The sequence below is a fragment of the Desulfobulbus sp. genome (assembly GCF_031547805.1).
Classification (GTDB): Bacteria; Desulfobacterota; Desulfobulbia; order Desulfobulbales; family Desulfobulbaceae; genus Desulfobulbus.
Genome location: NZ_JAVBRQ010000046.1, coordinates 1 through 21,822, shown reverse-complemented (window position 1 = coordinate 21,822; position 21,822 = coordinate 1). Strand labels below are relative to the sequence as shown.

18 protein-coding genes are annotated in these 21,822 nt (G+C 64.1%); 11 read left to right on the top strand and 7 right to left on the bottom strand.

Annotated elements, in window-relative coordinates; translation table 11 throughout:
- The first annotated feature begins 149 nt into the window (after positions 1 to 149).
- Genes RMR13_RS14595 through RMR13_RS14585 form a run of 3 tightly spaced genes read left to right on the top strand, consistent with a single transcriptional unit; the run spans position 150 to position 2,551 of the window.
- Complete coding sequence (locus RMR13_RS14595) at positions 150 to 926, top strand: NYN domain-containing protein (RefSeq protein ID WP_310601357.1); 777 nt, start codon at positions 150 to 152, stop codon at positions 924 to 926.
- Positions 927 to 932: 6 nt separating this feature from the next.
- A complete protein-coding gene (locus RMR13_RS14590; RefSeq protein WP_310601356.1) occupies positions 933 to 1,973 on the top strand; it encodes a glucokinase in 1,041 nt (346 codons plus the stop codon).
- A 41-nt stretch (positions 1,974 to 2,014) separates the two neighbouring features.
- A complete protein-coding gene (locus tag RMR13_RS14585; protein ID WP_310601355.1) occupies positions 2,015 to 2,551 on the top strand; it encodes a YgjV family protein in 537 nt (178 codons plus the stop codon).
- A gap of 24 nt (positions 2,552 to 2,575) precedes the next feature.
- Here RMR13_RS14585 and RMR13_RS14580 read toward each other — a convergent pair whose 3' ends face one another.
- Positions 2,576 to 3,172 (bottom strand): 3'-5' exonuclease, encoded by a 597-nt coding sequence (locus tag RMR13_RS14580; RefSeq protein ID WP_310601354.1) that lies wholly within the window; start codon positions 3,170 to 3,172, stop codon positions 2,576 to 2,578.
- 316 nt (positions 3,173 to 3,488) lie between these two features.
- Between RMR13_RS14580 and RMR13_RS14575 the strand changes: the two genes are divergently transcribed.
- The 5 genes from RMR13_RS14575 (at position 3,489) to mltB (ending at position 10,400) form a co-directional block, all read left to right on the top strand.
- Entirely contained in the window at positions 3,489 to 5,270 is a 1,782-nt protein-coding gene (locus RMR13_RS14575; RefSeq protein WP_310601353.1) for an FAD-dependent oxidoreductase, read from the top strand.
- Positions 5,267 to 7,123: a 2-oxoacid:acceptor oxidoreductase subunit alpha gene (locus RMR13_RS14570; RefSeq protein ID WP_310601352.1), complete on the top strand. Its 1,857-nt coding sequence runs from the start codon at positions 5,267 to 5,269 to the stop codon at positions 7,121 to 7,123. The genes RMR13_RS14575 and RMR13_RS14570 overlap by 4 nt, the downstream gene beginning before the upstream one ends.
- On the top strand, positions 7,120 to 8,172 hold the full coding sequence (locus RMR13_RS14565; RefSeq protein ID WP_310601351.1) for a 2-oxoacid:ferredoxin oxidoreductase subunit beta: 1,053 nt from the start codon (positions 7,120 to 7,122) through the stop codon (positions 8,170 to 8,172). Before RMR13_RS14570 ends, RMR13_RS14565 begins: the two co-directional genes overlap by 4 nt.
- 12 nt (positions 8,173 to 8,184) lie before the next feature.
- Positions 8,185 to 9,114 (top strand): sodium:calcium antiporter, encoded by a 930-nt coding sequence (locus RMR13_RS14560; protein ID WP_310601350.1) that lies wholly within the window; start codon positions 8,185 to 8,187, stop codon positions 9,112 to 9,114.
- A 158-nt stretch (positions 9,115 to 9,272) separates the two neighbouring features.
- Positions 9,273 to 10,400: a lytic murein transglycosylase B gene (gene mltB, locus RMR13_RS14555; protein ID WP_310601349.1), complete on the top strand. Its 1,128-nt coding sequence runs from the start codon at positions 9,273 to 9,275 to the stop codon at positions 10,398 to 10,400.
- Positions 10,401 to 10,559: 159 nt separating this feature from the next.
- Here the strand turns inward: mltB and RMR13_RS14550 are convergent, their stop codons facing one another.
- The 6 genes from RMR13_RS14550 to radA all read right to left on the bottom strand — a co-directional run bounded on the left by RMR13_RS14550 (position 10,560) and on the right by radA (position 18,091).
- Positions 10,560 to 11,255, bottom strand: a complete 696-nt coding sequence (locus RMR13_RS14550) for a PEP-CTERM sorting domain-containing protein (protein WP_310601348.1) — start codon at positions 11,253 to 11,255, stop codon at positions 10,560 to 10,562.
- A gap of 808 nt (positions 11,256 to 12,063) precedes the next feature.
- A complete protein-coding gene (gene nhaB / locus RMR13_RS14545; protein ID WP_310601347.1) occupies positions 12,064 to 13,689 on the bottom strand; it encodes a sodium/proton antiporter NhaB in 1,626 nt (541 codons plus the stop codon).
- A 144-nt stretch (positions 13,690 to 13,833) separates the two neighbouring features.
- Positions 13,834 to 14,199, bottom strand: a complete 366-nt coding sequence (locus RMR13_RS14540) for a translation initiation factor Sui1 (protein ID WP_310601346.1) — start codon at positions 14,197 to 14,199, stop codon at positions 13,834 to 13,836.
- A gap of 19 nt (positions 14,200 to 14,218) precedes the next feature.
- Positions 14,219 to 15,229, bottom strand: a complete 1,011-nt coding sequence (gene pyrC, locus RMR13_RS14535; protein WP_310601345.1) for a dihydroorotase — start codon at positions 15,227 to 15,229, stop codon at positions 14,219 to 14,221.
- 10 nt (positions 15,230 to 15,239) lie between these two features.
- Positions 15,240 to 16,661 carry a dihydrolipoyl dehydrogenase gene (gene lpdA / locus RMR13_RS14530; protein ID WP_310601344.1) on the bottom strand — a complete coding sequence of 474 codons (1,422 nt, stop codon included), beginning with the start codon at positions 16,659 to 16,661 and terminating at the stop codon, positions 15,240 to 15,242.
- A gap of 65 nt (positions 16,662 to 16,726) precedes the next feature.
- Positions 16,727 to 18,091 (bottom strand): DNA repair protein RadA, encoded by a 1,365-nt coding sequence (radA, locus tag RMR13_RS14525; protein ID WP_310601343.1) that lies wholly within the window; start codon positions 18,089 to 18,091, stop codon positions 16,727 to 16,729.
- A 180-nt stretch (positions 18,092 to 18,271) separates the two neighbouring features.
- Between radA and RMR13_RS14520 the strand changes: the two genes are divergently transcribed.
- From RMR13_RS14520 to pyk, 3 genes are all read left to right on the top strand, one after another.
- Complete coding sequence (locus tag RMR13_RS14520; protein ID WP_310601342.1) at positions 18,272 to 18,685, top strand: hotdog domain-containing protein; 414 nt, start codon at positions 18,272 to 18,274, stop codon at positions 18,683 to 18,685.
- Between the two features lie 311 nt (positions 18,686 to 18,996).
- Complete coding sequence (locus RMR13_RS14515) at positions 18,997 to 20,013, top strand: alpha-hydroxy-acid oxidizing protein (RefSeq protein ID WP_310601341.1); 1,017 nt, start codon at positions 18,997 to 18,999, stop codon at positions 20,011 to 20,013.
- A 159-nt stretch (positions 20,014 to 20,172) separates the two neighbouring features.
- A complete protein-coding gene (gene pyk, locus RMR13_RS14510; RefSeq protein ID WP_310601340.1) occupies positions 20,173 to 21,618 on the top strand; it encodes a pyruvate kinase in 1,446 nt (481 codons plus the stop codon).
- Positions 21,619 to 21,822 lie beyond the last annotated feature (204 nt).

Sequence of the window (21,822 nt, the reverse complement as noted above, 5' to 3'; positions counted from 1 at the left end):
GGCGCAGTGTCCCGTGCGCTTAATAGAGTCTTTTAAAAAATTTCATGTTATCGTTGATTTTAAAGGTGTTTTCTTGTCTATCAACCATCGAATAGGAGTAAGATCGGACCGACAACCCTTTGGAATCACCTCAATGCCACAATTGTTCCATGCTCAAGACAGCAATCTACGTTGACGCCGAAAACATCAAGATGAGCGGCGGCTACGGCATGCGCTACGATGTGCTCTTCGGCCTGGCCAACAGCAGTAACTCGTCGATGCTCCGTGCCAACTGCTACCTGGCCGAGGACCACGAGCGCACCCAGCGCGATCCGGAGTACCGGCAGAAGGTCTATTCCTACCACAACATCCTGCGCAACTGCGGCTTCAAGATCATCAAGAAGTATGTCCGCCGGTTCAAGGACGAGGACGGCAACATCACCACCAAGGCCAACGCCGACATGGACCTGGCCATCGACGCCCTGCTCCAGGCCCGCAACCTCGACCGGATCATCCTGCTCACCGGCGACGGCGATTTCCTCCGCCTGATCATCGCCCTGCAGAACATGGGCTGCCGGGTGGAGGTCATCGGCTTCCACAATGTCAACAAGGAGCTGCGCGAGGTGGCCGATTCCTACATCTCCGGATTCCTGGTGCCGGGTCTGCTGCCGATCGCCGGCAGCCACGGCGACAACGGCGAACGCTGGCAACGGGGCACGGTGGCCAATTTCAACCAGGACCGGGGCTTCGGCTTCTTCCGCTACTACCGGCTGCAGGAGGGCGTGCTCCAACCGGAGACCGTCTTTTTCCACCTGTCGAAGTCAACGCTTTCCTCGGACCATTTCTTCCAGGAGCCGTACCGGATCTTCGAGTTCAAGATCGTCGACAACCCGGCCAACAACAACCGATCCGAAGCCTGGGACATCCGGCTGCTCAAGGAAGGGTGAGCGCCCGTGACCGCGACCAACGACGGCAGCCTGCTCCTGGCCGGCGACCTCGGCGCCACCAAGACCAACCTGGCGCTGTACCGGGCCGACTCCTGGCCCGGACCGCCGCTGCGGCAGCAGACCTTCCGCAACCGGGACTTCACCGAGTTCGACGACCTGCTGGCCGCCTTCCTCGCCGACCGGACGCTGCCTGCGGCCATCTGTTTGGGTGTGGCAGGGCCGATTCTGGACAACGCGGTCCGCATGACCAACCTCTCCTGGTCCATTGCGGGCGCGGCCTTGCAGGCGCGCTTCGGGTGCGAACAAGCCCTGCTGATCAACGACCTGGTGGCCACCGCCGCCGGCATTCCCTGGCTTGCACCCGCAGATGTGCGGCCGCTCAACCCGGACGGACAGCCCTCCGCAGGGGCGGCCATGGCGGTGCTGGCACCGGGCAGCGGCCTGGGCGAGGCCTTCCTGGTGCCGCATGGCGATCTTTTCCTGCCTTTTCCCTCGGAAGGCGGCCACGCCAGCTTTGCCCCCAGGACACCGGAGCAGATCGAACTGTTGAGCTTCATGACCAGGAAGCACGGACACGTCTCGGTGGAACAGGTCTGCTCCGGCCTGGCGATCCCCGAGCTTTTCGCCTTTGTCGCCGCCGACCGACCGGTGCCGGAGTGGCTGGCAACCGAACTGACCGAGGCCCTCGATCAAACGCCGGTCATCGTCCAGGCGGCCATCGGCGCCATGCATCGCGGCAAGCCCTGCGACCCGGCCGTGCAGGCCCTGCGCCTCTTCCTCGACATCCTGGCCGACGAGGCCGCCAATCTCGCCCTCAAAACCCTGGCCCTGGGCGGCGTCTTCATCGGCGGCGGTCTGGCGGCCCGGGTGCTGCCGTTGATCGAGGCGCCCCGGTTCATGGCCGTCTTCGCCCGGGGAGTTCACCGCCGGATGCTGGCCCGCATCCCGGTCCAGGTGATCCTCAATCCGCAGACCGCACTGCTCGGCGCCGCCGCCTCGGGCATCCAGGCCCTGAAGAGCGACCCTGCGACCGCCCCTTCCGCCTGACCGCCGCTGCCCGTTCCCCAGGTGCCGGCCCGGAGGCTGCCATGTCGCCGTTCATCCTGTCCCAGATCCTGGCCGCCATTGCCATCTGTTTCGACCTGGCTTCCTGCCAATTCAAGGAACGCCGCCGGATCATCGCCTGCCTGATCGTCTCCTGCCTGCTGATCACCGCGCATTTCGCGCTGCTGCAACACTGGACCGCCACGGGCGTGGCCGGGCTGACGGCGGTGCGTTTCATCGCCAGCTACCGAACCACCTCGAAAAAGGCGATGGCAGCCTTCATCGCCGCCTCCCTGCTCGTCGCGGCCTTCACCTTTCACGGCCCGCTCAGCGTGCTCAGCTGCCTGGGGTCGATTTTCGGCACCATCGGCTCGTTCTGCGCCGATGACAAGCGGCTGCGGCAACTGCTGATGGCGGCCTCCAGCCTCTGGCTGGTGCACAACATCCTGGCCGGCACCCCGGTCGCCACCCTGATGGAAGCCCTGTTCCTCACCAGCAATCTCTTGGGCTATTACCGCTACTACGGACGCGGGAAGGATGACACGGGTTTGCCGCCGCCGGCCGGGCCGTTGCGGCAGTGATCGGCTGTGGGAACAATCGGGGGATCATGACCCGGGAGGGAGCTGGGCCACCAGTTGGCGATAGATCTCGCGGCCGATCCAGGCATCGGTGGCGGCGTAGCGGATCTGGCGGTCGGTGAGTTCGGGACTGGCCCAATTGCTGGTTCGCGCCGACTTGGAAATGCGGAGCCCGCAGACCACCGCGGCCAAGCCCCTGAGGCCATGGTGGCGGATGCCCCGGGTCTTGGCCATCCGCGCCAGGTCGACAAAGCCGGCCGGCCGGAAGGGATGCAACTCCTGCAGATTTTTCAGATCGAAGTCGGGGGCCACTCCGGCCTTGGCAATGGCCGGGTTTTCGAGCAGGTCCCGCAGCGGGGCGGGCAGACCGCAGCTCTCCAGCTGTACCAGCACCACCTCGTCCTCGGCGGCCAGTTGCAGCAGGCTGGGCGCGTATTTTTGTCCCTTGCGAAACGCCGGCCGGGTTTCGGTGTCGAACCCGAGCAAGTCGGCGCGCGCCAGCCGCATGGCCGCCTCTTCCGCCTCCCCGGCGGTGCGGACGCAATGGATCGCCCCCTGCCAGCATGCCAGCGGCAGGGCATTGATGGCCTCTTTGCTCATCCGAATTTCCAATGCCGAATTCACGCTTCCCTTCCTCCCCGGTTCATAACCGCGCCGGCACTCCATGACTCTGGCGTGGCCCTATGTTTCGATGACGATTTTTACCATGGAGCGCGGCACGTTGTGGGACCATGGTTCCACAAAAACCGGATGAATGCAATTTTTCATGTTGTTCTTCCCATAGAGTAGTCTACAATCCGGGGTGCCAACAACCGGCCGATCCGCACGATTTATCCCTTGGGACAGTGAAAAGCCTTTCATTGTCCCTTCTTTTCCTCTAGATTGAAAATTTAGTAACTATTCCCATCAGCTTCCTCTTGTCAGCCCAGGAGCGCATCCCGTGAAACCGACCAACATTGAGGATCCGGAATATTTCCACAAGGTGATCGACTGCCAGTTCGCCTGTCCCGCCCATACCCCGGTGCCGGAATACATCCGCTTGATCAGCGAAAAACGCTATACCGACGCCTACATGGTCAACTGGGTATCCAATGTTTTTCCCGGTATCCTGGGCCGGGTCTGCGACCGGCCCTGCGAGCCGGCCTGCCGCCGGAGCCGGGTGGAAAAGGAGCCGGTGGCCATCTGCCGGTTGAAACGGCTCTGCGCCGACAACCGCAACCTCGGCCTGGCCGACCGGTTCCCGGCCATTCCCAGCGAGAAAAACGGGAAGAAAATCGCCCTGATCGGCGCCGGCCCGGCCTCGCTGACCGTGGCCCGCGACCTGATGCCGCTCGGCTACACCATCGACCTCTACGACGAACAGGCCAAGGGCGGCGGCTTCATGCGCAGCCAGCTGCCCTCCTTCCGCCTGCCGGAGCCGGTGCTGGCCACCGAGGTCAACTACATCCTCGACATGGGCGTGCACACCCACTTCAATCACCGGATCGGGAGCATGAAGGCCTTGCTGGCCAAGAGGTACGATGCGATTTTCGTCGGCACCGGCGCCCCGCGCGGCCGCGACCTGCCCGATCTTCCAGGCCGCAAGGCCGGCGACCAGGGAATCCACATCGGCATCGACTGGCTGGCCGGGGTGATTTTCGGCCATGTCACCTCGATCGGCAAACGGGTGTTGGTGATCGGCGGCGGCAACACCGCCATGGATTGCTGCCGTACCGCCCGCCGCCTGGGCGGGACCGACGTCAAGGTGATGGTGCGCGGCCAGCGTTCCGAGATGAAGGCCTCGCCCTGGGAAATCGAGGATACCCTCGGCGAGGACATCCCGATCGTCGACAACCACATTCCCCTGGAGTTTGTGATCGAACACGGCCACCTGGTGGGCATGCGCTTTGCCAGGATGCAGGCGGTGCCGGATGCCGCGGGCGGAATGCGGTCCGAGCCGGACGGCGAGGGCGCGGTGTTCTTTCCCTGCGACGAGGTGCTGCTGGCGGTCGGCCAATTGAACGCCTTCCCCTGGATCGAGCCGGACGCGGGCATCCGGTTCACTCCCCAGGGGCTGCCGGAACTCGATTCCCTCACCCTGCAGTCGTCCCTGCCCCAGGTCTTTTTCGGCGGCGACGCCGCCTTCGGCCCGCGCAACATCATCACCGCCGTGGCCCACGGCCACCAGGCGGCCATTTCCATCGACCTCTTCTGCCGGGGCCTCTCCCTCCTCGACCGGCCCGCCCCCAAGGTGAACCTGGCCGGCCAGAAAATGGGCGTGCACGACTGGCTCTACCACAACCAGGTGACGGTCACCGAACGTCAGGCCGTGCCGGTGCTCGCCAAGGCCAAGACCCTAAAGGACCGGCTGCTCGAGGTGGAACTCGGGTTCGATCAACAGGTCGGCCAGGCCGAATCGCTACGCTGCCTCAACTGCGACGTCCAGACCGTCTTCCGGGCCGAGCTCTGCATCGAATGCGACGCCTGCGTCGACGTCTGCCCGGAGAGCTGCATCAACTTTATCGACAACGGCACGGAAGAAGAGCTCCGCACCCGGCTCAAGGCCCCGGCCGTCCACCTGGGGCAGAGCCTCTACCTGGCCGGGCCGGTGGCCAGCGGCAAGGTGATGGTCAAGGACGAGAATGTGTGCCTGCACTGCTCGCTCTGCGCCGAGCGCTGTCCGACCTCGGCCTGGGAGATGCAAAAGTTCCTCTACCTTTCAGCTCAGGCGGGGCAACCATGAAGCAACTGGAAAGCATCAACGATTTTGTCGTCCGTTTCGCCACGGTCAACGGTTCCGGCTCGGCCAGCGCCAACAACCTGTTCGCCAAGGCGGTGTTCCGCATGGGTGTGCCGGTCAGCCCCAAGAACATCTTCCCCTCCAATATCCAGGGATTACCCACCTGGTACGAAGTGCGGGTCAACGAGCGCGGCCACGTGGGCAGGCGGGGCGATGTCGATTTGGTGGTGGCGATCAACGGCCAGACCCTGCGGCAGGATTACGACGGCCTCGTGCCGGGCGGCTACTTCGTCTACGACTCTTCCCGGCCCTTGCCCGAGGATTTTGGCCGCGACGACGTGACCACGATCGGCATCCCCATGACCACCATGTGCAACGAGGCCTTCGACAACGCCAAGATGCGGCCCCTGTTGAAAAACATCATCTATGTCGGCGCGCTGGCGGCCCTGCTCGACATGGAGGCCGAGGTGCTGGTCGAGTCGCTGCGCAAGCAGTTCCGCAAGAACCCGGTCCTGGCCGAACCCAACATCCGGGCCCTGGAGCTCGGCTACGCCTATGCCCGCGACCACCATGCCGGCGTCTGCAAGCTTACGGTGCGCCGCAGCGACCGGGTGGGCGACGCCATCATCATGGACGGCAACAGCGCCGCCGCCCTGGGGGCGATCTTTGCCGGCGCAACCGTGGTCGGCTGGTATCCGATCACCCCTTCCACCTCGATCGTCGAGGCCTTCGGCCGCTATGCCGAGCAGTTCCGGATCGAGGAAGGCACCGGCCGGATCAAGGCCGCCATTGTCCAGGCCGAGGACGAACTGGCCGCCATCGGCATCGTCATCGGCGCCTCCTGGAACGGGGCTCGCGCCTTCACCGCCACTTCCGGCCCCGGCGTCTCGCTGATGACCGAATTCCTCGGCCTGGCTTATTACGCCGAAATCCCGGCGGTGCTGATCGATGTCCAACGGGTCGGTCCCTCCACCGGCATGCCCACCCGCACCCAGCAATCCGACCTGCTGGCCTGCGCCTACGCCTCCCACGGCGACACCAAGCATCCGCTCCTTTTTCCCTGCGACCCCAGGGAATGCTTCGACATGACCGCCGACGCCTTTGACCTGGCGGAACGGCTGCAGACCCCGGTGATCGTGATGAGCGACCTCGACCTGGGGATGAACGATCATTACGGCCCGCCCCTGGCCTGGGATCCGCAGCGGCGCTACGACCGGGGCAAGGTCCTCGACGCCGCCCAACTCGACGCCCTCACCGCCCGGTGGGGCCGCTACCGCGACGTCGACGGCGACGGCATCTGCTACCGCACCTATCCCGGCACCCATCCCGACAAGGGCGTCTACTTCACCCGGGGCAGCTCGCGGGACGAATACGCCGCCTATTCCGAGGACAACGCCACCTATGTTCGCAACCTGGAACGGCTGCGGCTGAAGTGGGAGACTGCCAAACGGCTGCTGCCCCTGGCCCGGATTAGGCTCACCAACGCCGACGCCCGCCTGGGCGTGGTGTTCTACGGCAGCACCACGCCGGCTGCCTACGAGGCCATCGAACTGCTGCGCGACCGCGGCATCGCGGTCAACAGCATGCGCCTCCGCGCCTTCCCCTTCCAGCGGGAGGTGTTCGACTTCATTCTGGCCCACGAACTGGTGTTCGTCATCGAACAGAACCGGGACGGCCAAATGCGGACCCTGCTGATCAACGAGGGCGGCCTGCCGCCGGACAAGTTGGTGCCCATCGCCAGCTACGACGGCCTGCCCGTGGCCAGCCGCTTTCTCACCCGCGCCCTGGAGGAAGCCCTGGCGGAACGCGGCGTCATCCTCCCCAAGAACACTCCCGACCGAGGAGGCACCCCATGACCTTTTTCCGCCCCACCTTCCGCCATCCCGAGTTGCCGCCCAATGCCGCCGGCTACCGCCGCCAGGATTACGAGGGCGGCATTTCCACCCTCTGCGCCGGATGCGGCCACGATTCCATCTGCAACGCCATCATCCAGGCCTGCTTCGAGCTGGCCCTGCCGCCGCACCGCGTCGTCAAGATGTCCGGCATCGGTTGCTCCTCCAAGAGCCCGGCCTATTTCCTCGCCAAATCGCACGGCTTCAACTCGGTGCACGGCCGCATGCCCTCCATCGCCACCGGCGCCAACATGGCCAACCGCGACCTGATCTACCTGGGCGTTTCCGGCGACGGCGACACCGCCTCCATCGGCATGGGCCAGTTCATGCACGCGGTCCGCCGCAATCTCGACATGCTCTACATCGTGATGAACAACGGCTGCTACGGCCTGACCAAGGGCCAGTATTCGGCCACCGCCGACAAGGGCTCGAAAAGCAAGAAGGGCGCGGTCAACGAGCTGGAATCCATCGACCTGTGCGAACTGGCCATCCAACTGGGCGCCGGTTTCGTGGCCCGCAGCTTCTCCGGCGACAAACAGCAGCTGGTGCCCCTGATCAAGGCCGGGTTGGCGCACAAGGGACTGTCGTTCATCGACGTGATCTCCCCCTGCGTCACCTTCAACAACAATCCGGAATCGACCAAGAGCTACCACTGGGTGCGTGAACACAGCGAGGCCACCAACACCTTCGACCTGGTGCCTTTCCAACAGACCATCACCACCGAATACGACGGCGACACCGTCCAGGAGGTGACCCTGCACGACAACTCGGTGATCCACCTGCACAAGCACCACGATGCCCCGGACATCACCGACCGCCGCCAGGCCATCGACAATCTCGAGGACCACAAGGCCCAAGGGGTAATTCTCACCGGCGTGCTGTACATCAACCCGGAGTCCGCCGACACCCACGAGATCCTCCACACCTGCGAGCGGCCGCTCAACAGTCTGGCCGAGGCCGATCTCTGTCCCGACGGCCAGGTCTTAGAGGCGATCAACGCCGCCCACCGGTAAACGCGGAGGCCCATGCGCGATTACGCCGTGCTGCTCGCCGGCATCGCCTGCGCCGGGATGGGCGGCGAGCTGTTCATCCGCGGGGTGGTCGGACTGGCCGGCTGGCTGAGGATTTCGCCGGGCATCATCGGCGCGGTCGTGGCCGCGTTCGCCACTTCGAGTCCGGAGCTGTCCGTGGCCATCAACGCCGCTCTGGCCGGCCAGCCCCAAATCGCCTTTGGCGACGTCCTGGGCAGCAATATCGCCAACGTGGCCCTGGTGCTGGCCCTGGCCCTGATTATTGCCGGCATCCGCTGTCCGCGCAGCAGTATCAGGCGTGATTTTCCCGTGGCCCTCCTCATTCCCCCCTGCACCGGCTTGCTGTTTCTCGACGGCACGCTTTCCCGGATCGACGGCATGCTGCTGCTGGGCCTGTTCCTGGCCTGGCTGGCGGTGGCGGTTGCCGAGGCCCGGCAACAACGCAGCGCCACGGCCGAGGTGCTCGGCGAGTGGCGCCGGTGGCGGATCGTCTGCTGCTGCGCCGCCGGCCTGGCCCTGCTGATCCTGGCCGGCGATCTGGTCGTGTCGGGTGCCAAGAGGATTGCCCTGTCGCTTGGCATGGACTATTTCACGGTCGGGGTCACGGTGGTGGCCATCGGCACCTCCACCCCTGAACTGGCGACCGCGGTGATCGCCAAACTGCGCGGCCACGACGAGGTCGGCCTGGGGACCATTTTGGGCAGCAACATCTTCAACGGCCTGTTGATCGTCCCGGTGGCGGCCATCATCACCCCCATCACCGTTGCCCATTCCGCCGGGGCGTTCATTTCCCTATGCTTCGGCTTTCTGGCCATGGCGCTCACCTATCCCGACCGCACCGGCCATATTCACCAAGCCCGGGGCTGGCTCCTGCTGCTGCTCTACGGCTGTTCCCTGTACCTGGTGCTCACCTTTGGCAACTGAGCGCCTCCATTCCTCTTCCCCAACGGAGAAATTTCCTTTATTTTGATGAAGATCGGCGCCGGCAACGGCGTACCCCACCCAAGCCCAGCCCGTTGGATGACCGTCTCGCCATGGACACCTCTTCGCACGACTCTTGCTTGTTGCCCGTTCCTCGGTATTTGCTGCCGCGACTCCGTTTTTCCCGGTGGCACCAGATCCTCTTCACCTCCTGCGCCCTGCTGCTGACACTCGGGTGCGCCGGCTGCGCCGAGCAATCGAACCGGCTGGCCTTGCCGCCGGCCGCCGGCCGTCCCAACGCCGACCTGGCCAAGGAACGTCCGGCCAGCCGGGCCTGCGTCGGCGCCTACCGAGCCAGACAGCTCACCGGCGATTTCGCCGGCTATGCCAGCCTGCAGCAATTCGTCGACCAGATGGTCCGTCAACACGGCTTTGAGGAGGAATATCTGCTGGGCCTTTTCTCCCAGGCCCGGCGCAAGAACTGGACCCTCAACTACCTGGCCAAGTCGGACCAGGAGCTGAAAGGCCCGCCGTCTCCCGGCGGTTGGAGCCGTTACCGGGCCAAATTCCTCGACGAACGCCACATCGGCGCCGGAGTCGAATTTGCCCGCCGCAACCGGGCCGCCTTGCAGCGCGCCACCCGGCAGTACGGCGTGCCCGAGGAGTACATCCTCGGCATCCTGGCGGTGGAAACCACTTTTGGCGGCTATGTCGGCAAGGACCGGGTGCTCGACGCCCTGACCACCCTGGGATTCGACTACTCCAGGCGTGGCGACTATTTTCGCGGCGAACTGGAAAACTTTCTGTTGATGGCGCGCAGCGAGGGATTGGACCCGGCCACGCCGGTGGGCTCTTACGCCGGTGCCATGGGACTGGGGCAGTTCATGCCCAGCAGCTTTCTGCGCTGGGCGGTGGATTTCAACGGCGACGGCCGGCGGGATCTGTGGAATGCGGAAGACGCCATCGGCAGCGTCGCCAACTATTTTTCCCAACACGGTTGGCAACCGGGCCACCCGGTGGTCACGCCCCTGCAGGCCAACGGCCCGGTCAGCCTGGAGGCGGGTTTGAAGCCCCAATACACCCTGGCCGCCCTCCAGCAGGCCGGGCTGCAACCGGCGCGCCCGTGCAGCAGCGACGGCCCCCTGCGCCTGGTGCGGCTCCGCTACGCCAGCTACGATCAATATCTGATCGGCCATCCCAACTTCTACACCATCACCCGCTACAACAACTCCACCTATTACGCCATGACCGTCCACGAACTGGCCCTGTCGATCAAGCGCAGACTGTAGGCCAGAGGCAGGACAATCTCATTCCCGATAAACACCGTTTATCTCTGGATTTCAGCGAATTTCATCGGGCCGCAAAAGGAAATGAGCTGCATTCGCAAAACAAAGCCCGGCAGGAGATCCTGCCGGGCTCGGGTGCAAGGGGATGATTCAGCTGACAATTCAGTGAGCGATTTTCCTGCGGGCAACACCTGACAGGCCAAGCAAGCCGGCTCCGAAAAGCAGCATGGTCGCGGGCTCAGGAACGGGTGCGGCAGTACCGCCTATGGCATTGTAATGGGCATTGCCCGAGTAGTCCTTTAGGAAGGTTCTGAAATCCTTCACCGGAAAACCGTTATTGATCCACATCGCAACCCCGACAGCGCCCCCATTGTAATCAAGGAATGCATCTATAAGGGCTGAATCTCCCATGGTATAACCAGCTCCAATTTGAAAATTGGAAAGATTGACATCAAGATACGGGTTGAATGATGCCATGCTGCCTTCTTGATGAAGCGATGTCACCTTTAGATCTGCGGTGAATATGGTCTGCCCACCGCTGTTCTTGACGGTAAACCCACTTGCATAAAAATCCGTTGCCAGGGTCAGCGTGCTGAAATCCGTAATGGTGAAATCAGAAAAACTTACAGTGGCGCCGTGATCGGTGAGATAGCTGTCCTGCGAGAAATTGACTCCAATATTCTGAATTCTGATGGTCTCCAACCCCTTGTTTCCATCAAGATTCAAATATTGAGCCTTGGTGGTAATTGCCTCTCCGCTTTGGAAACTAAAATACAGATTATCAGCCATTGCACTTCCAGCCATCAGTCCGATTCCTGCTACTGCGATCAACACGCTCTTCAATAATTGCTTTTTCATGATTTCCTCCTGTGGGATGTATGTTACGAAGATGAAGTATTTTTTTCATCACCCCCTCTTTTTCACCTTTCGTGCCAGTTTTCCCTCACTCATTTGGAGACGGCTGGATGCTTTCGAAAAATATCTTTTATTTCAACATATTACCCGCTCAAACAATCAAGGTTTGACAGCAATAAAATATCTCTTTTCTCCTGCACACCCTCGCCTGTCCGAAAAAACGGACAAATTCTGACAGAAGCAAACGCGTTGTCGCATTGTTTAGCAGAAGAAAATGGAAATTGAACTTCCACCTCAATTGTTCCGGCATGTTACACTTCAAATCCATTCCGAAATTTCGGAAAACAAGCCAAAAGCATACGCACCTTGTCGTATATTATCGACACAAAAAGTGGAAATTTCCATTTTATTTAATTATTTTAGTGCATTAATACAGAAAAGCCGCTCCGTGCCCACAGAAGCAGAGCAGGCCAGGCAAGGGCTTCTTCAGGGTTTCCTGCACGCCGGATCTGCTTGCCAGCGAATTTCAGCCCGATTTTAGCAGGCGCCTCGCAGGCGATAGTGGCTAAAATGCGACACCGGCCGGCACCTCATGAGGAAACCGAAGACCGGACCGCTGCACCCTACAGCAAGGTATCGGAAGGAGTGGTTGGCGTTGACGACGCGGGAGGTATTGCGAGAAGCATCCTTCGCTTTCTGACGCAAAAGGCGACACGGCATTGAAAAATCTGCCGGGAATTTCCGTGGCAACGAATAAAAAAGGCGTGCCGGCAATCGGCACGCCTTTTTTTATCGGCCTATGTTCGCAAGCTTACAAGAACAGATAGGTTGCGGCCAGGCCGGTGAGCGACATGGTAATGGTATAGGGCAGGGCCAGCCAGACCATGCGGCCGTAGGACAGGCGGATCACCGGCGCCAGGGCCGAAGTCAACAGGAAGAGGAAGGCCGCCTGGCCGTTGGGGGTGGCGACGCTGGGGATGTTGGTGCCGGTGTTGATGGCCACGGCCAGCTTGTCGAACTGGTCCATCACCGCCTGCACTTGGACCGCCGTGGCCTGCGGCAGGGTGGCCAGCACGTCGGCCCGGGCGGTGTGCGGGTCGGTGAGCTTCTTCATCAACTCCTGGCCGGTCATGCCGATATCGGGGATGGCGGCCAACATGTCGATCATGTGGGTTTTCGTTTCCGAAATATAGACCGTGGCCACGAACACGTTGTCGGAAATGGCGGAAAGCACTCCGTTGGCAATGTAGTAGGCCGCCAGCTGGGTGTGCCCCTTGAGGCTGAGCACATAGTCGATCACCGGCGTGAACAAGTGCTGGTCGTGGATGACCGCGACGATGGCGAAGAACACCACCAGCAGCGCGGTGAAGGGCAGCGCCTCCTCGAAGGCATGGCCGATCCGGTGTTCCTCGGTGATGCCGTTGAAGGCGGTGAGAAAGACGATCACCGACAGGCCGATCAGGCCGACTGCGCCCAGATGGAAGGCCAGGGCGACGATCAGCCAGAGGCCGGCGATGGCCTGGACGACCAGCCGCAAGGTACCCCGGGTGCCGCGCTTGGCCTCCATCTGCACCTCGGTTTCCAGCAGGTGGGAGCGGATGTGTCCGGGCAGTTCGGAGCCGTAGGAGCACCATTTCTTCTTTTCCACGTAATAGCAGGTGGCCAGGCCGACCACCAGCACCGGCAGGCTCACCGGCGCCACCTTGAGGAAGAAGGTGGCGAATTGCCAGCCCATGACGCTGCCCACCAGCAGGTTCTGCGGCTCGCCCACCAGGGTGCACACCCCGCCGAGCGCGGTGCCGACCGCGCCGTGCATCATCAAATTGCGGAGGAAGCCCCGGAACTGCTTGAGATCCTCCTGTTCCTTCTCCTTGAGCGCCAGGTCGCTGGTCAGGTCGTGGATGGCATCGCCGCCGTCCTTGCCCGAAACGTAACGGTGATAGATATCGTAGAAACCGTAGGCCACGGCAATGATCACCGCCGTGACCGTGAGAGCGTCGAGAAAGGCGGAGAGGAAGGCGCCGGCAAAGCAGAACAGCAGCGAGATCTTGTACTTCGACTGCACCTTGACCAGGATGCGGGTGAAGGTGAACCGGAGAAAATCCTTCATGAAAAAGATGCCGGCCACCATGAAGATCAGCAACAGGATCACCTCGAAATTGGTCAGCGCCTCTTGAAAGACGGTCTCGGGCCTGGTCATGCCGATGCACACCGCCTCCAGGGCCAACAGGCCTCCGGCCGGCAGGGGATAGCATTTGAGGGCCATGGCCAGGGTGAAGATAAATTCGCCGATCAGGACCCAGCCGGCGACGAACGGACCGTAGACCTGAAGCAGGACGGGATTGGCGATCAAAAACAGCAGAATGACCAGCTTATACCAGAGCGGCGCGTTGCCGAGAAAATTCCTGGCAAAGGCAAGGGGGTAGGACCAGAACATGGCAGGTTCCTCCGTGGATGGGATGAAAGACGGGATGATGACCGCAGGCGGTGGCGGCCGCGGCGGTCCGACGGATGATTCGCGGCGCGTCCGGAATTACATCTCTCCGGACGGCGAATGGACGTCTGGGGTCGGGCGCGGCGGTCAGCCGCCCGCCCGTTTGACGGTGTAGCCGAGCTGCTGCAGGGTAGCCACCAAAAGATCGCGATGTTCGCCCTGGATCTCGATGGTCCCTTCCTTGATGGCACCACCGGCGCCGCACTGCTTTTTCAAGCGACTGGCCAGCTCGCGAAGCTGCTCCGGGTCGAGGGCAAGGCCGGTCACCACCGTTACCCCGCCGCCCTTGCGCCCCTTGGTCGCCCGCCCCACCCGGACGATGCCGTCGCCCCTGGGGGCGGCCGATTTCGTCTTGCAGCTACAAGCGGCGGCCGGCTGGCCGCAGCCCGGACACAGCCGGCCCTGTTCCGTGGAATAGACCGGGACCGCGAATCGTGGCGTCTTGGTTACCATCTTCCCTCCTCCGTTTCAATCAAAACCGGGCCGAATGCGCCGCTTTCACGCGCCAACCGATTGTTTTGCCGGCAAGAAACGGCGTGACCTCCCCGTAGCGCTCCGGCACCAGCCATGCCACCGGCTCAAGACACACCGTCCCGGCCGGCGGCTCGATCCGGTAGAAGCGCCGGGCGTTGGCCGAAACAAAGGCCGGCAGATGTTCCGGGCAGCCCGCCTCCACGAACAACTCCGCCAGGGCCGGCAGGGCCACCGGCGCGGAAAACACCCCGGCCGCGCAACCGAGACACTCCTTTTTGTGGCGGGGGTGGGGGGCGGAATCGGAACCGAACATCAGCCGGGGATGGCCGGACAGCACCGCCCGCCGCAGGGCGTCGCGGTCGCGGGGCGTCTTGGCGATCGGCTTGCAGAACAGATCCGGCCGCAGCAGGCCGCCGGCCACGTCGTCCAGGGTGATCAGCAGGTGGTGGAGGGTGACCGTGGCCGCCACCCGGTCGAAACGTTCGAGGAAGTCGATGGCCGCGGCGGTGGTGATGTGCTCCATCACCAACCGCAGCCGGGGAAAGGTCTCGGCCAGCCAGCGATAGACCGCCAGGAACTCCTGCTCCCGCTCCATGACGAAGCCGCCGGTCTCGCCGTGCACCAGCAGCGGGATGTCCAACTCCTCCAGCAGGGCCACGGTGGCGCCGATCCGGTCGAAATCGCGCACCCCGGCCTCGCTCTGGGTGGTGATCCCGGCCGGATAGAGCTTGACGCCGATGATCTCGTCCTTGGCCTCGGCCAGTTCCCGTCGATCGTAATCGCGGAAGAACAGGGTCATGTAGGGGACAAAGGCAGCGGTGCCGCAGGCGGCGGCAATGGCGGCCCGGTAGGCGCGCACCCGCTCCAGACTGTCCACCGGCTGCACCAGGTTGGGCATGACCGCCCCGCCGGCGAACTGGGCGGCGCTGAATGGAGCGACCAGGTCGAGCATCTCGCCTTGACGCAGGTGCAGGTGCATGTCCAGGGGGGTGTCGAGCGTCAAATCCATGGCCGCGCTCCTATGCCGTTCGTTTTTTCGGCCTGGCCGGCAGCAGGTCGGTGACCGAGCCGCAAACCGCGCCGGCCGCGCCGGCAAAGGTTTCCGCCAGGGTGGGATGGGCGTGCACGGTGCGGGCGATGGTCTCGGCGGTGGCACCCGTTTCCAGAGCGAGCGCCGCCTCGTGGATCAGCTCGCCGGCGTTGAGGCCGCAAATGCCGGCCCCGAGCAGGCGGCCGTCGGCAACGTCGAACAGCGCTTTGCTCACCCCGTTGCCGGCCCCGGCGGAGAGCGCCCGGCCGCTGGCCCCCCAGGGGAATTTGCCCTTGGCGCAGACGATGCCCTGTCGGGCCGCCTCCCGTTCGGTCAGTCCGACCCAGGCCACCTCGGGATGGGTATAGGCCACGGCGGGGATGGCCGCGGGCGCAAAGGTCGCGGCCAGGCCGGCAATCGCCTCGGCCGCCACCTTGCCTTGATGAATGGCCTTGTGGGCCAGCATCGGCCCATCGGTCACATCGCCGATGGCAAAGATGCGGGCCATGGCCGTTTGCAAACGCGCATCGACAGCAAGGCGGCCTTGCCGGTCGGGCACCAGGCCCAGCGTCTCCAGGCCGATGTCCTCGATGTTGGGGCGGCGGCCCACCGCCACCAGCACGGCGTCGAACAGCTCGACCGCCTCGGTACCGCCGGTCAACGCCACCTCGATGCCTTCGGGCCGGGCTGTCATAGCAGCCACCCTGGTCCCGGTCCAGATCCGGTATGCGTTCTTCACCTGCAAAAAGAGCGGCTGCACCACGTCGCGGTCGGCGGCCGGAATAATCTGGGCCTCGGCCTCGACCAGGGTGATGTCGGCTCCCAAGGCGCGGTAGACCTGGGCCATTTCCAACCCGACGATACCGCCGCCCACGATCAACAGCCGCGACGGCACGGCCGGCAGGGCCAGGGCGGCGGTGGAATCCCAGATCCGGGGATCGTGCGGGGCGCCGGCCAGGGGAACCGGACGCGAACCGGTGGCGACGATCGCCTGGCCAAACCGTACCCTGGTGCTTCCCTCCGGGCCGTCGATCATCAGGGTTTGGCCGTCGACAAAGCGGCCGCGCCCCGTGAGCCGGGTGATTTTGCGGGCCTTGGCCAGGCTGTCCAGACCGCCGGCCAGTTGTTCGACGATTTTGATTTTGTGGCTCCGCAGTGCGGCGATATCGAGCCGCAGGCCGTCGAACCGCAAGCCGTAGGCCTCGCCGGCCCTCGCCTCCTCGAAGGCCGCCGCCGCATGGAGCAGGGTCTTCGACGGCATGCAGCCCGCATGGAGGCAGACGCCGCCCAACCGGGCGCCCTGCTCGATCAGGCACACCGCTAGCCCCAGGTCGGCGGCGCGAAAGGCCGCCGTGTATCCGCCCGGTCCGCCGCCGAGGACGGCGAGACCGGTTTCAATCGCATGTTCCATGCACAACTCCTTCTCTTGCCGGAAAACAGGGTGGTCAGGCCGAAAAAACGCCCGCCATGCCACAATTAAAACAGGTGTTCGGCCAATTCCGCCACGGTGCGCACCGGCACCAGCCGCATGCCTTCTTGTTTCTTGCCCCGCAGGTGCCGGGCAGAGGATTCGGGCATGAAAAAGGTGGAGAACCCCAACCGCCCGGCCTCGCGCAGCCGCATCTCCATCTGCCCCACGGCCCGGACCTCGCCGGCCAGGCCGATCTCGCCGCACACCACCGTGGCCGGGTCGATGGGTTTTTCGAAAAAGCTGGACAAAAGCGCCGCCACCACCCCCAGGTCGAGCGCCGGCTCGACGATCCTGATCCCGCCGGCAACGTTGAGGAAAATGTCGTGATCGAACAGGGTGACACCCAGCTTCTTCTCCAGCACCGCGGTGAGCAGGGCCAGGCGCTGGGGGTCGGCGCCGATGGCGGTCCGCCGGGCCGTGCCCAGGCTGGAGCGACTGACCAGGGCCTGGACCTCGACCAGGATCGGCCGGGTCCCCTCGACGCTGGGCAGGACCACCGAGCCCGGCACGTTGACCGGCCGCTCGGCCAGAAAAAGCGCCGAGGGATTGTCCACCCCGGCCAGCCCGCTCTCCTGCATCTCGAACACGCCGATCTCGTTGGTTGAGCCGAAGCGGTTTTTCACCGTGCGCAGGATGCGGAACACCTGGCCGCGATCCCCCTCGAAATAAAGCACGGTGTCGACCATGTGCTCCAGCACCCGGGGGCCGGCGATGGCGCCGTCCTTGGTGACGTGGCCGACCAGCAAGATCGGCAGGTGGCTCGACTTGGCCAGGGCCAGCAGCCGGGCCGTGGATTCGCGCACCTGGGTGACCGATCCCGGCGCCGAGCCGACCTCCTCGCTGTACACGGTCTGGATCGAATCCACCGCCAAAAGCGCCGGCCGCATGGTGCCGGCCAGGTCGATCATGGCCTCGACGCAGTTTTCGGTGGAGAGGAAAATGGCCTCGTTGCCGATCTTGAGCCGGTTGGCCCGCATGCGGATCTGGCGCATGGATTCCTCGCCGGTGACGTAGAGCACCTGCAAATCCTTGGCGGCCAGCGAGGCGAGCAGCTGCAGGATCAGGGTGGACTTGCCGATCCCCGGATCGCCGCCGATCAGCACCAGGGAGCCGGGCACGATGCCGCCGCCCAGCACCCGGTCCATCTCGGCGATGCCGGTCACCAGGCGAAGGCATTCCTCCTCGTCGGCCGTGGCCAGGGGCTGGGCGGACGCGGGCACGCGGCCGGGCCGGAGCGCTGCCGGCTTGCGTTGTTCGCTCAGACTGTCCCAGGCGCCGCAGTCGGGGCAGCGGCCAAGCCACTTGCGGCTGGCAAAACCACACTGGCCGCAGACAAAGAGCAGGGCCGCGTCTTTTTTCGATGCTTGCATGGACGATTCCCAATCGGGTGGCTTGGCCGCGCGGTTCGGCGCGCCGTCGGCTGTGCGCCGGAGCGCCCCATTTTCCCGTGGCATTCCGGCGCTGAATTCTTATGATAGCCTTATACAATGCGCCATGGCCGGGCGCAACCTGTTCGCCGGCGGCCGCGCCGCCCATTCCAGGAGCACTCCATGCACTATGTAGCCACCAAAATCTGTCGCACCAGCGAAATCGGGATCAACGGCAACCTCTTCGGCGGCACCATGCTGTCCTGGCTGGACGAGGCCGGGGCCGCCTTTGCCGGCTATATCAGCCGCACCCAGTCGCTGGTCACCCTGAAAATGGAGGAGGTGTTGTTCCGGCGGCCGGTCAAGATCAGCCACCATGTCCGCATCTATGCCAGCGTGCATCGGCTCGGCACCACCTCCCTGACCATCGATGTCGAGGCCCGGCGGTTCGATTTCGACCAGGACAGCGAGGAACTGGTCTGCTCGACCCGGATGGTTTTTGTCAAGATCGACGACTTGGGCAACCCGATCCCCATCGACAGCCAGCTGCGCGCCTCCATCGACCAGTCCCTGGCGGACTTTGCCCGGCCGCGCTGAACCCAAGGAACATCATATTGAAACCACGCGACATTCTTGCTACAGTGCCAGGCCGCAGGCAACGGCGAGCGCCGCGACGGCGGCCCGATGCCTGCGTTTATTGTCGTTAAACAATACAGAGGGAACCCGCGCGGCGCCGATTGTTCGGCGTGTCGGGCGGGCGGCCGGCTGCCGACGGGCGACCGGTCTTTCGGCTTGCCGCTCGGGTGGCGGCGAGCCCGCACGGAATGGACTGAACACACATCTCCCCCGGGGCGCGGTTGTACCCGGGCGCCGTACGGCCGGCCCTTGAGGGAGAGGAGGACACATCGATGGATATGAAAACCGTCCGGGAAGACGCCCGGAAAAAACTCAAGGGCTTTTGCCGAGTCTGTCCGGTCTGCGACGGCCGGGTCTGCGCCGGCGAGGTTCCGGGCATGGGCGGACTGGGCACCGCTTCCTCGTTTCGGGCCAATATCGAGGCCCTGGCACGGGTTCGCCTGCAGATGCGGACCATCCACCCGGTGAAGGAGCCCAAGCTTTCCTTCTCCCTGTGGGGCAGAACCCTGTCCATGCCCATCCTGGTGGCGCCGATGACCGGCTCCACCTACAACATGGGCGGCGCCATGACCGAGGAACAATTCGTGGCCGAACTCGCGGCCGGCGCCCTGCAGGCCGGCACCATCGCCATGACCGGCGACGGCGCCGATCCGAGCATGTTCGGCAGCGGGCTGGCTGCCGGCAAGGCCAACCGGGCGAGCACCATCGCCATCATCAAGCCGAGGGCCCAGGAGGTGATCGTCAGCTACCTGCGCCAGGCGGAGGAAGCCGGCGTGCTGGCCACGGGCATGGATGTCGACGGCGCCGGCCTGGTGACCATGGCCATGAAGGGCCAGCCGGTGGGCCCCAAGACCTTCGAGGAATTGCGGGAGGTGATCGGCGCCACCCAATTGCCCTTCATCGTCAAGGGGGTGATGACCGTTGACGAGGCCGAGGCGGCGGTGCGGGCCGGAGCGGCGGCGATCGTGGTGTCGAACCACGGCGGCCGGGTGCTCGATTCGGTCCCCGGAGCGGCCGAGGTCCTGCCGGCGATCGCCGACCGGGTCAAGGGCAAGGCCATGGTCTTCGCCGACGGCGGCGTGCGGAGCGGCACCGATGTGTTGAAGCTGCTCGCCCTGGGAGCGGACGCGGTGCTGATCGGCCGGCCGATGATCACCGCTGTCTATGGCGGCGGCCGGGATGGAGTCGCCCTGGCACTCAACCAGCTCAGAAACGAACTGCTCCAGGCCATGCTGCTCACCGGCACGGCGGATGTGGGCCAGGTGGCCCGCTCCATCCTGGCGCCCTGATCGATCCCCGGTCGCCTGCGCCGATCCGGCCGGGCTTGACCGGCCATACGCGTCCGCAGCCCCCGCCCTCGTCCGGGACTGCGGTTTTGTGGGGACGGCCCCGCGCCTGTTTTGCGGCCAGCCGTCCCTTTCCACTCACCTCTTATCACGGACGATCCCATGAACAGCGCCTTCACCCTGCCCCTCTGCAAAACCAAGCTGGTCTGCACCATCGGCCCGGCCTCGGATTCCCCGGACATGCTGCGCCAGATGCTGGCCGCCGGGATGACCATCGCCCGGCTCAACTTCTCCCACGGCGATTTCCGGGTGCACGGCGTCACCATCCAGCGCATCCGCGAAGCCGCCGCCGAGGTGGGCCGGCCGGTGGCGATCATGGCCGACCTGCCGGGCCCCAAGATCCGCATCGGCGTTCTGGGCGAGGAGCCGGTCGATCTGGCCATCGGCAGCCGCTTCACCCTGACCACCGAGGAGGTGGTCGGCACCGGCGAGCGGGTCTCGGTGACTTTGAAGGAGCTGCCGCAGGCCGTGTCGGCCGGCAACATCCTGTTCATCAACGACGGCCTGATCCAGGTGCAAGTGGAGGAAATCGAAGGCAACGACGTCCATTGCCGGGTGCTGGTCGGCGGCAAGCTGCGCTCGAAAAAGGGACTCAACCTGCCGGGCATCGACCTGGGCATCTCCGCCTTCACCGAGCACGACCGGGCCTGCATGCAGTTCGCCCTGGACCACGGCGTCGATGCCATCAGCCAGTCCTTCGTCAACAGTGCCGCCGACATTCACGCGGTGCGCCAGGCCGCGGCGGGAATGGGCTATTCGCCATTCATCATCGCCAAGATCGAACGGGCCTCCATCCTGACCAAGATCGACGAGATCATGGAAGCCACCGACGGAGTGATGGTGGCGCGCGGCGACCTCGGGGTGGAAGTCCCGATCGAGGAGATCGCCATCCTGCAGAAAATGATCACCGCCAAGGCCAACCTCTTCGGCAAGCCGGTGATCACCGCCACCCAGATGCTCGAATCGATGACCAACAACCGGCGGCCCACCAGGGCCGAGGCCACCGACGTGGCCAACGCCATCCTCGACGGCACCGATTGCGTGATGCTCTCCGAGGAATCGGCCATGGGCAGCTATCCGCTGGAGGCGGTCCGGATGCTGGTGCAGATCGCCAGGGCCACCGAACCCCACCGCACCCGACAGAGCTACCGCAAAAACCCGGAGCATCCGATTTACACCGATATCCGCGAGGTGGACTTCATCGCTTCCAGCATCAACAGCATCGTCAGCCAGACCGACACCGTGGCCGCCATCATCGCGCCCACCGACAGCGGCCTCACCGCCCGGCGGCTGTCGCGCTACCGGCTGCCCACCTGGATCCTGGCGGTCAGCTCCAACAAGAAATCCTGCCGGGAGCTGCTCTTCTCCTACGGGGTCTTTCCGGTCTACGAACTCAACCACCCGGCCGACTGGACCGACTATGCCCGCGATTACGCCCTGAAATACCGGCTGATCGGTAGTTGCATCATCCAAACCGAGGGGCCTTCCCCCGAAGAACCGGACCGCAACCACAAGATGGAGATCATCGATTTGCGGGAGATTTTGTAGGAGTTACGTCGCATCATGCGGCTATCGATTTGCTCCCGGAAGGACCAAGCGATATGAACAGGACTCAAGTTTCTGAGTTGAGTTAACTAACCGTTATTATGTTTGTACTGCGGGCTAACCTTTTCCCTGTTTGCAGGATATCAACGGCAAAGTCCATGACTGCATCAACAAGGGCAAGCACTGCACCTTCGGTGATGAGACCAG

Excerpts from the sequence above, each read along its gene's own strand:
- RMR13_RS14560 (WP_310601350.1), top strand. The coding sequence starts at position 8,185 with ATGCGCGATTACGCCGTGCTGCTCGCCGGCATCGCCTGCGCCGGGATG.
- RMR13_RS14550 (WP_310601348.1), bottom strand. The coding sequence starts at position 11,255 with ATGAAAAAGCAATTATTGAAGAGCGTGTTGATCGCAGTAGCAGGAATC.
- RMR13_RS14520 (WP_310601342.1), top strand. The coding sequence starts at position 18,272 with ATGCACTATGTAGCCACCAAAATCTGTCGCACCAGCGAAATCGGGATC.
- RMR13_RS14540 (WP_310601346.1), bottom strand. The coding sequence starts at position 14,199 with ATGGTAACCAAGACGCCACGATTCGCGGTCCCGGTCTATTCCACGGAA.
- RMR13_RS14585 (WP_310601355.1), top strand. The coding sequence starts at position 2,015 with ATGTCGCCGTTCATCCTGTCCCAGATCCTGGCCGCCATTGCCATCTGT.
- RMR13_RS14570 (WP_310601352.1), top strand. The coding sequence starts at position 5,267 with ATGAAGCAACTGGAAAGCATCAACGATTTTGTCGTCCGTTTCGCCACG.
- radA (WP_310601343.1), bottom strand. The coding sequence starts at position 18,091 with ATGCAAGCATCGAAAAAAGACGCGGCCCTGCTCTTTGTCTGCGGCCAG.
- lpdA (WP_310601344.1), bottom strand. The coding sequence starts at position 16,661 with ATGGAACATGCGATTGAAACCGGTCTCGCCGTCCTCGGCGGCGGACCG.
- pyrC (WP_310601345.1), bottom strand. The coding sequence starts at position 15,229 with ATGGATTTGACGCTCGACACCCCCCTGGACATGCACCTGCACCTGCGT.
- RMR13_RS14565 (WP_310601351.1), top strand. The coding sequence starts at position 7,120 with ATGACCTTTTTCCGCCCCACCTTCCGCCATCCCGAGTTGCCGCCCAAT.
- RMR13_RS14515 (WP_310601341.1), top strand. The coding sequence starts at position 18,997 with ATGGATATGAAAACCGTCCGGGAAGACGCCCGGAAAAAACTCAAGGGC.
- pyk (WP_310601340.1), top strand. The coding sequence starts at position 20,173 with ATGAACAGCGCCTTCACCCTGCCCCTCTGCAAAACCAAGCTGGTCTGC.
- nhaB (WP_310601347.1), bottom strand. The coding sequence starts at position 13,689 with ATGTTCTGGTCCTACCCCCTTGCCTTTGCCAGGAATTTTCTCGGCAAC.
- RMR13_RS14595 (WP_310601357.1), top strand. The coding sequence starts at position 150 with ATGCTCAAGACAGCAATCTACGTTGACGCCGAAAACATCAAGATGAGC.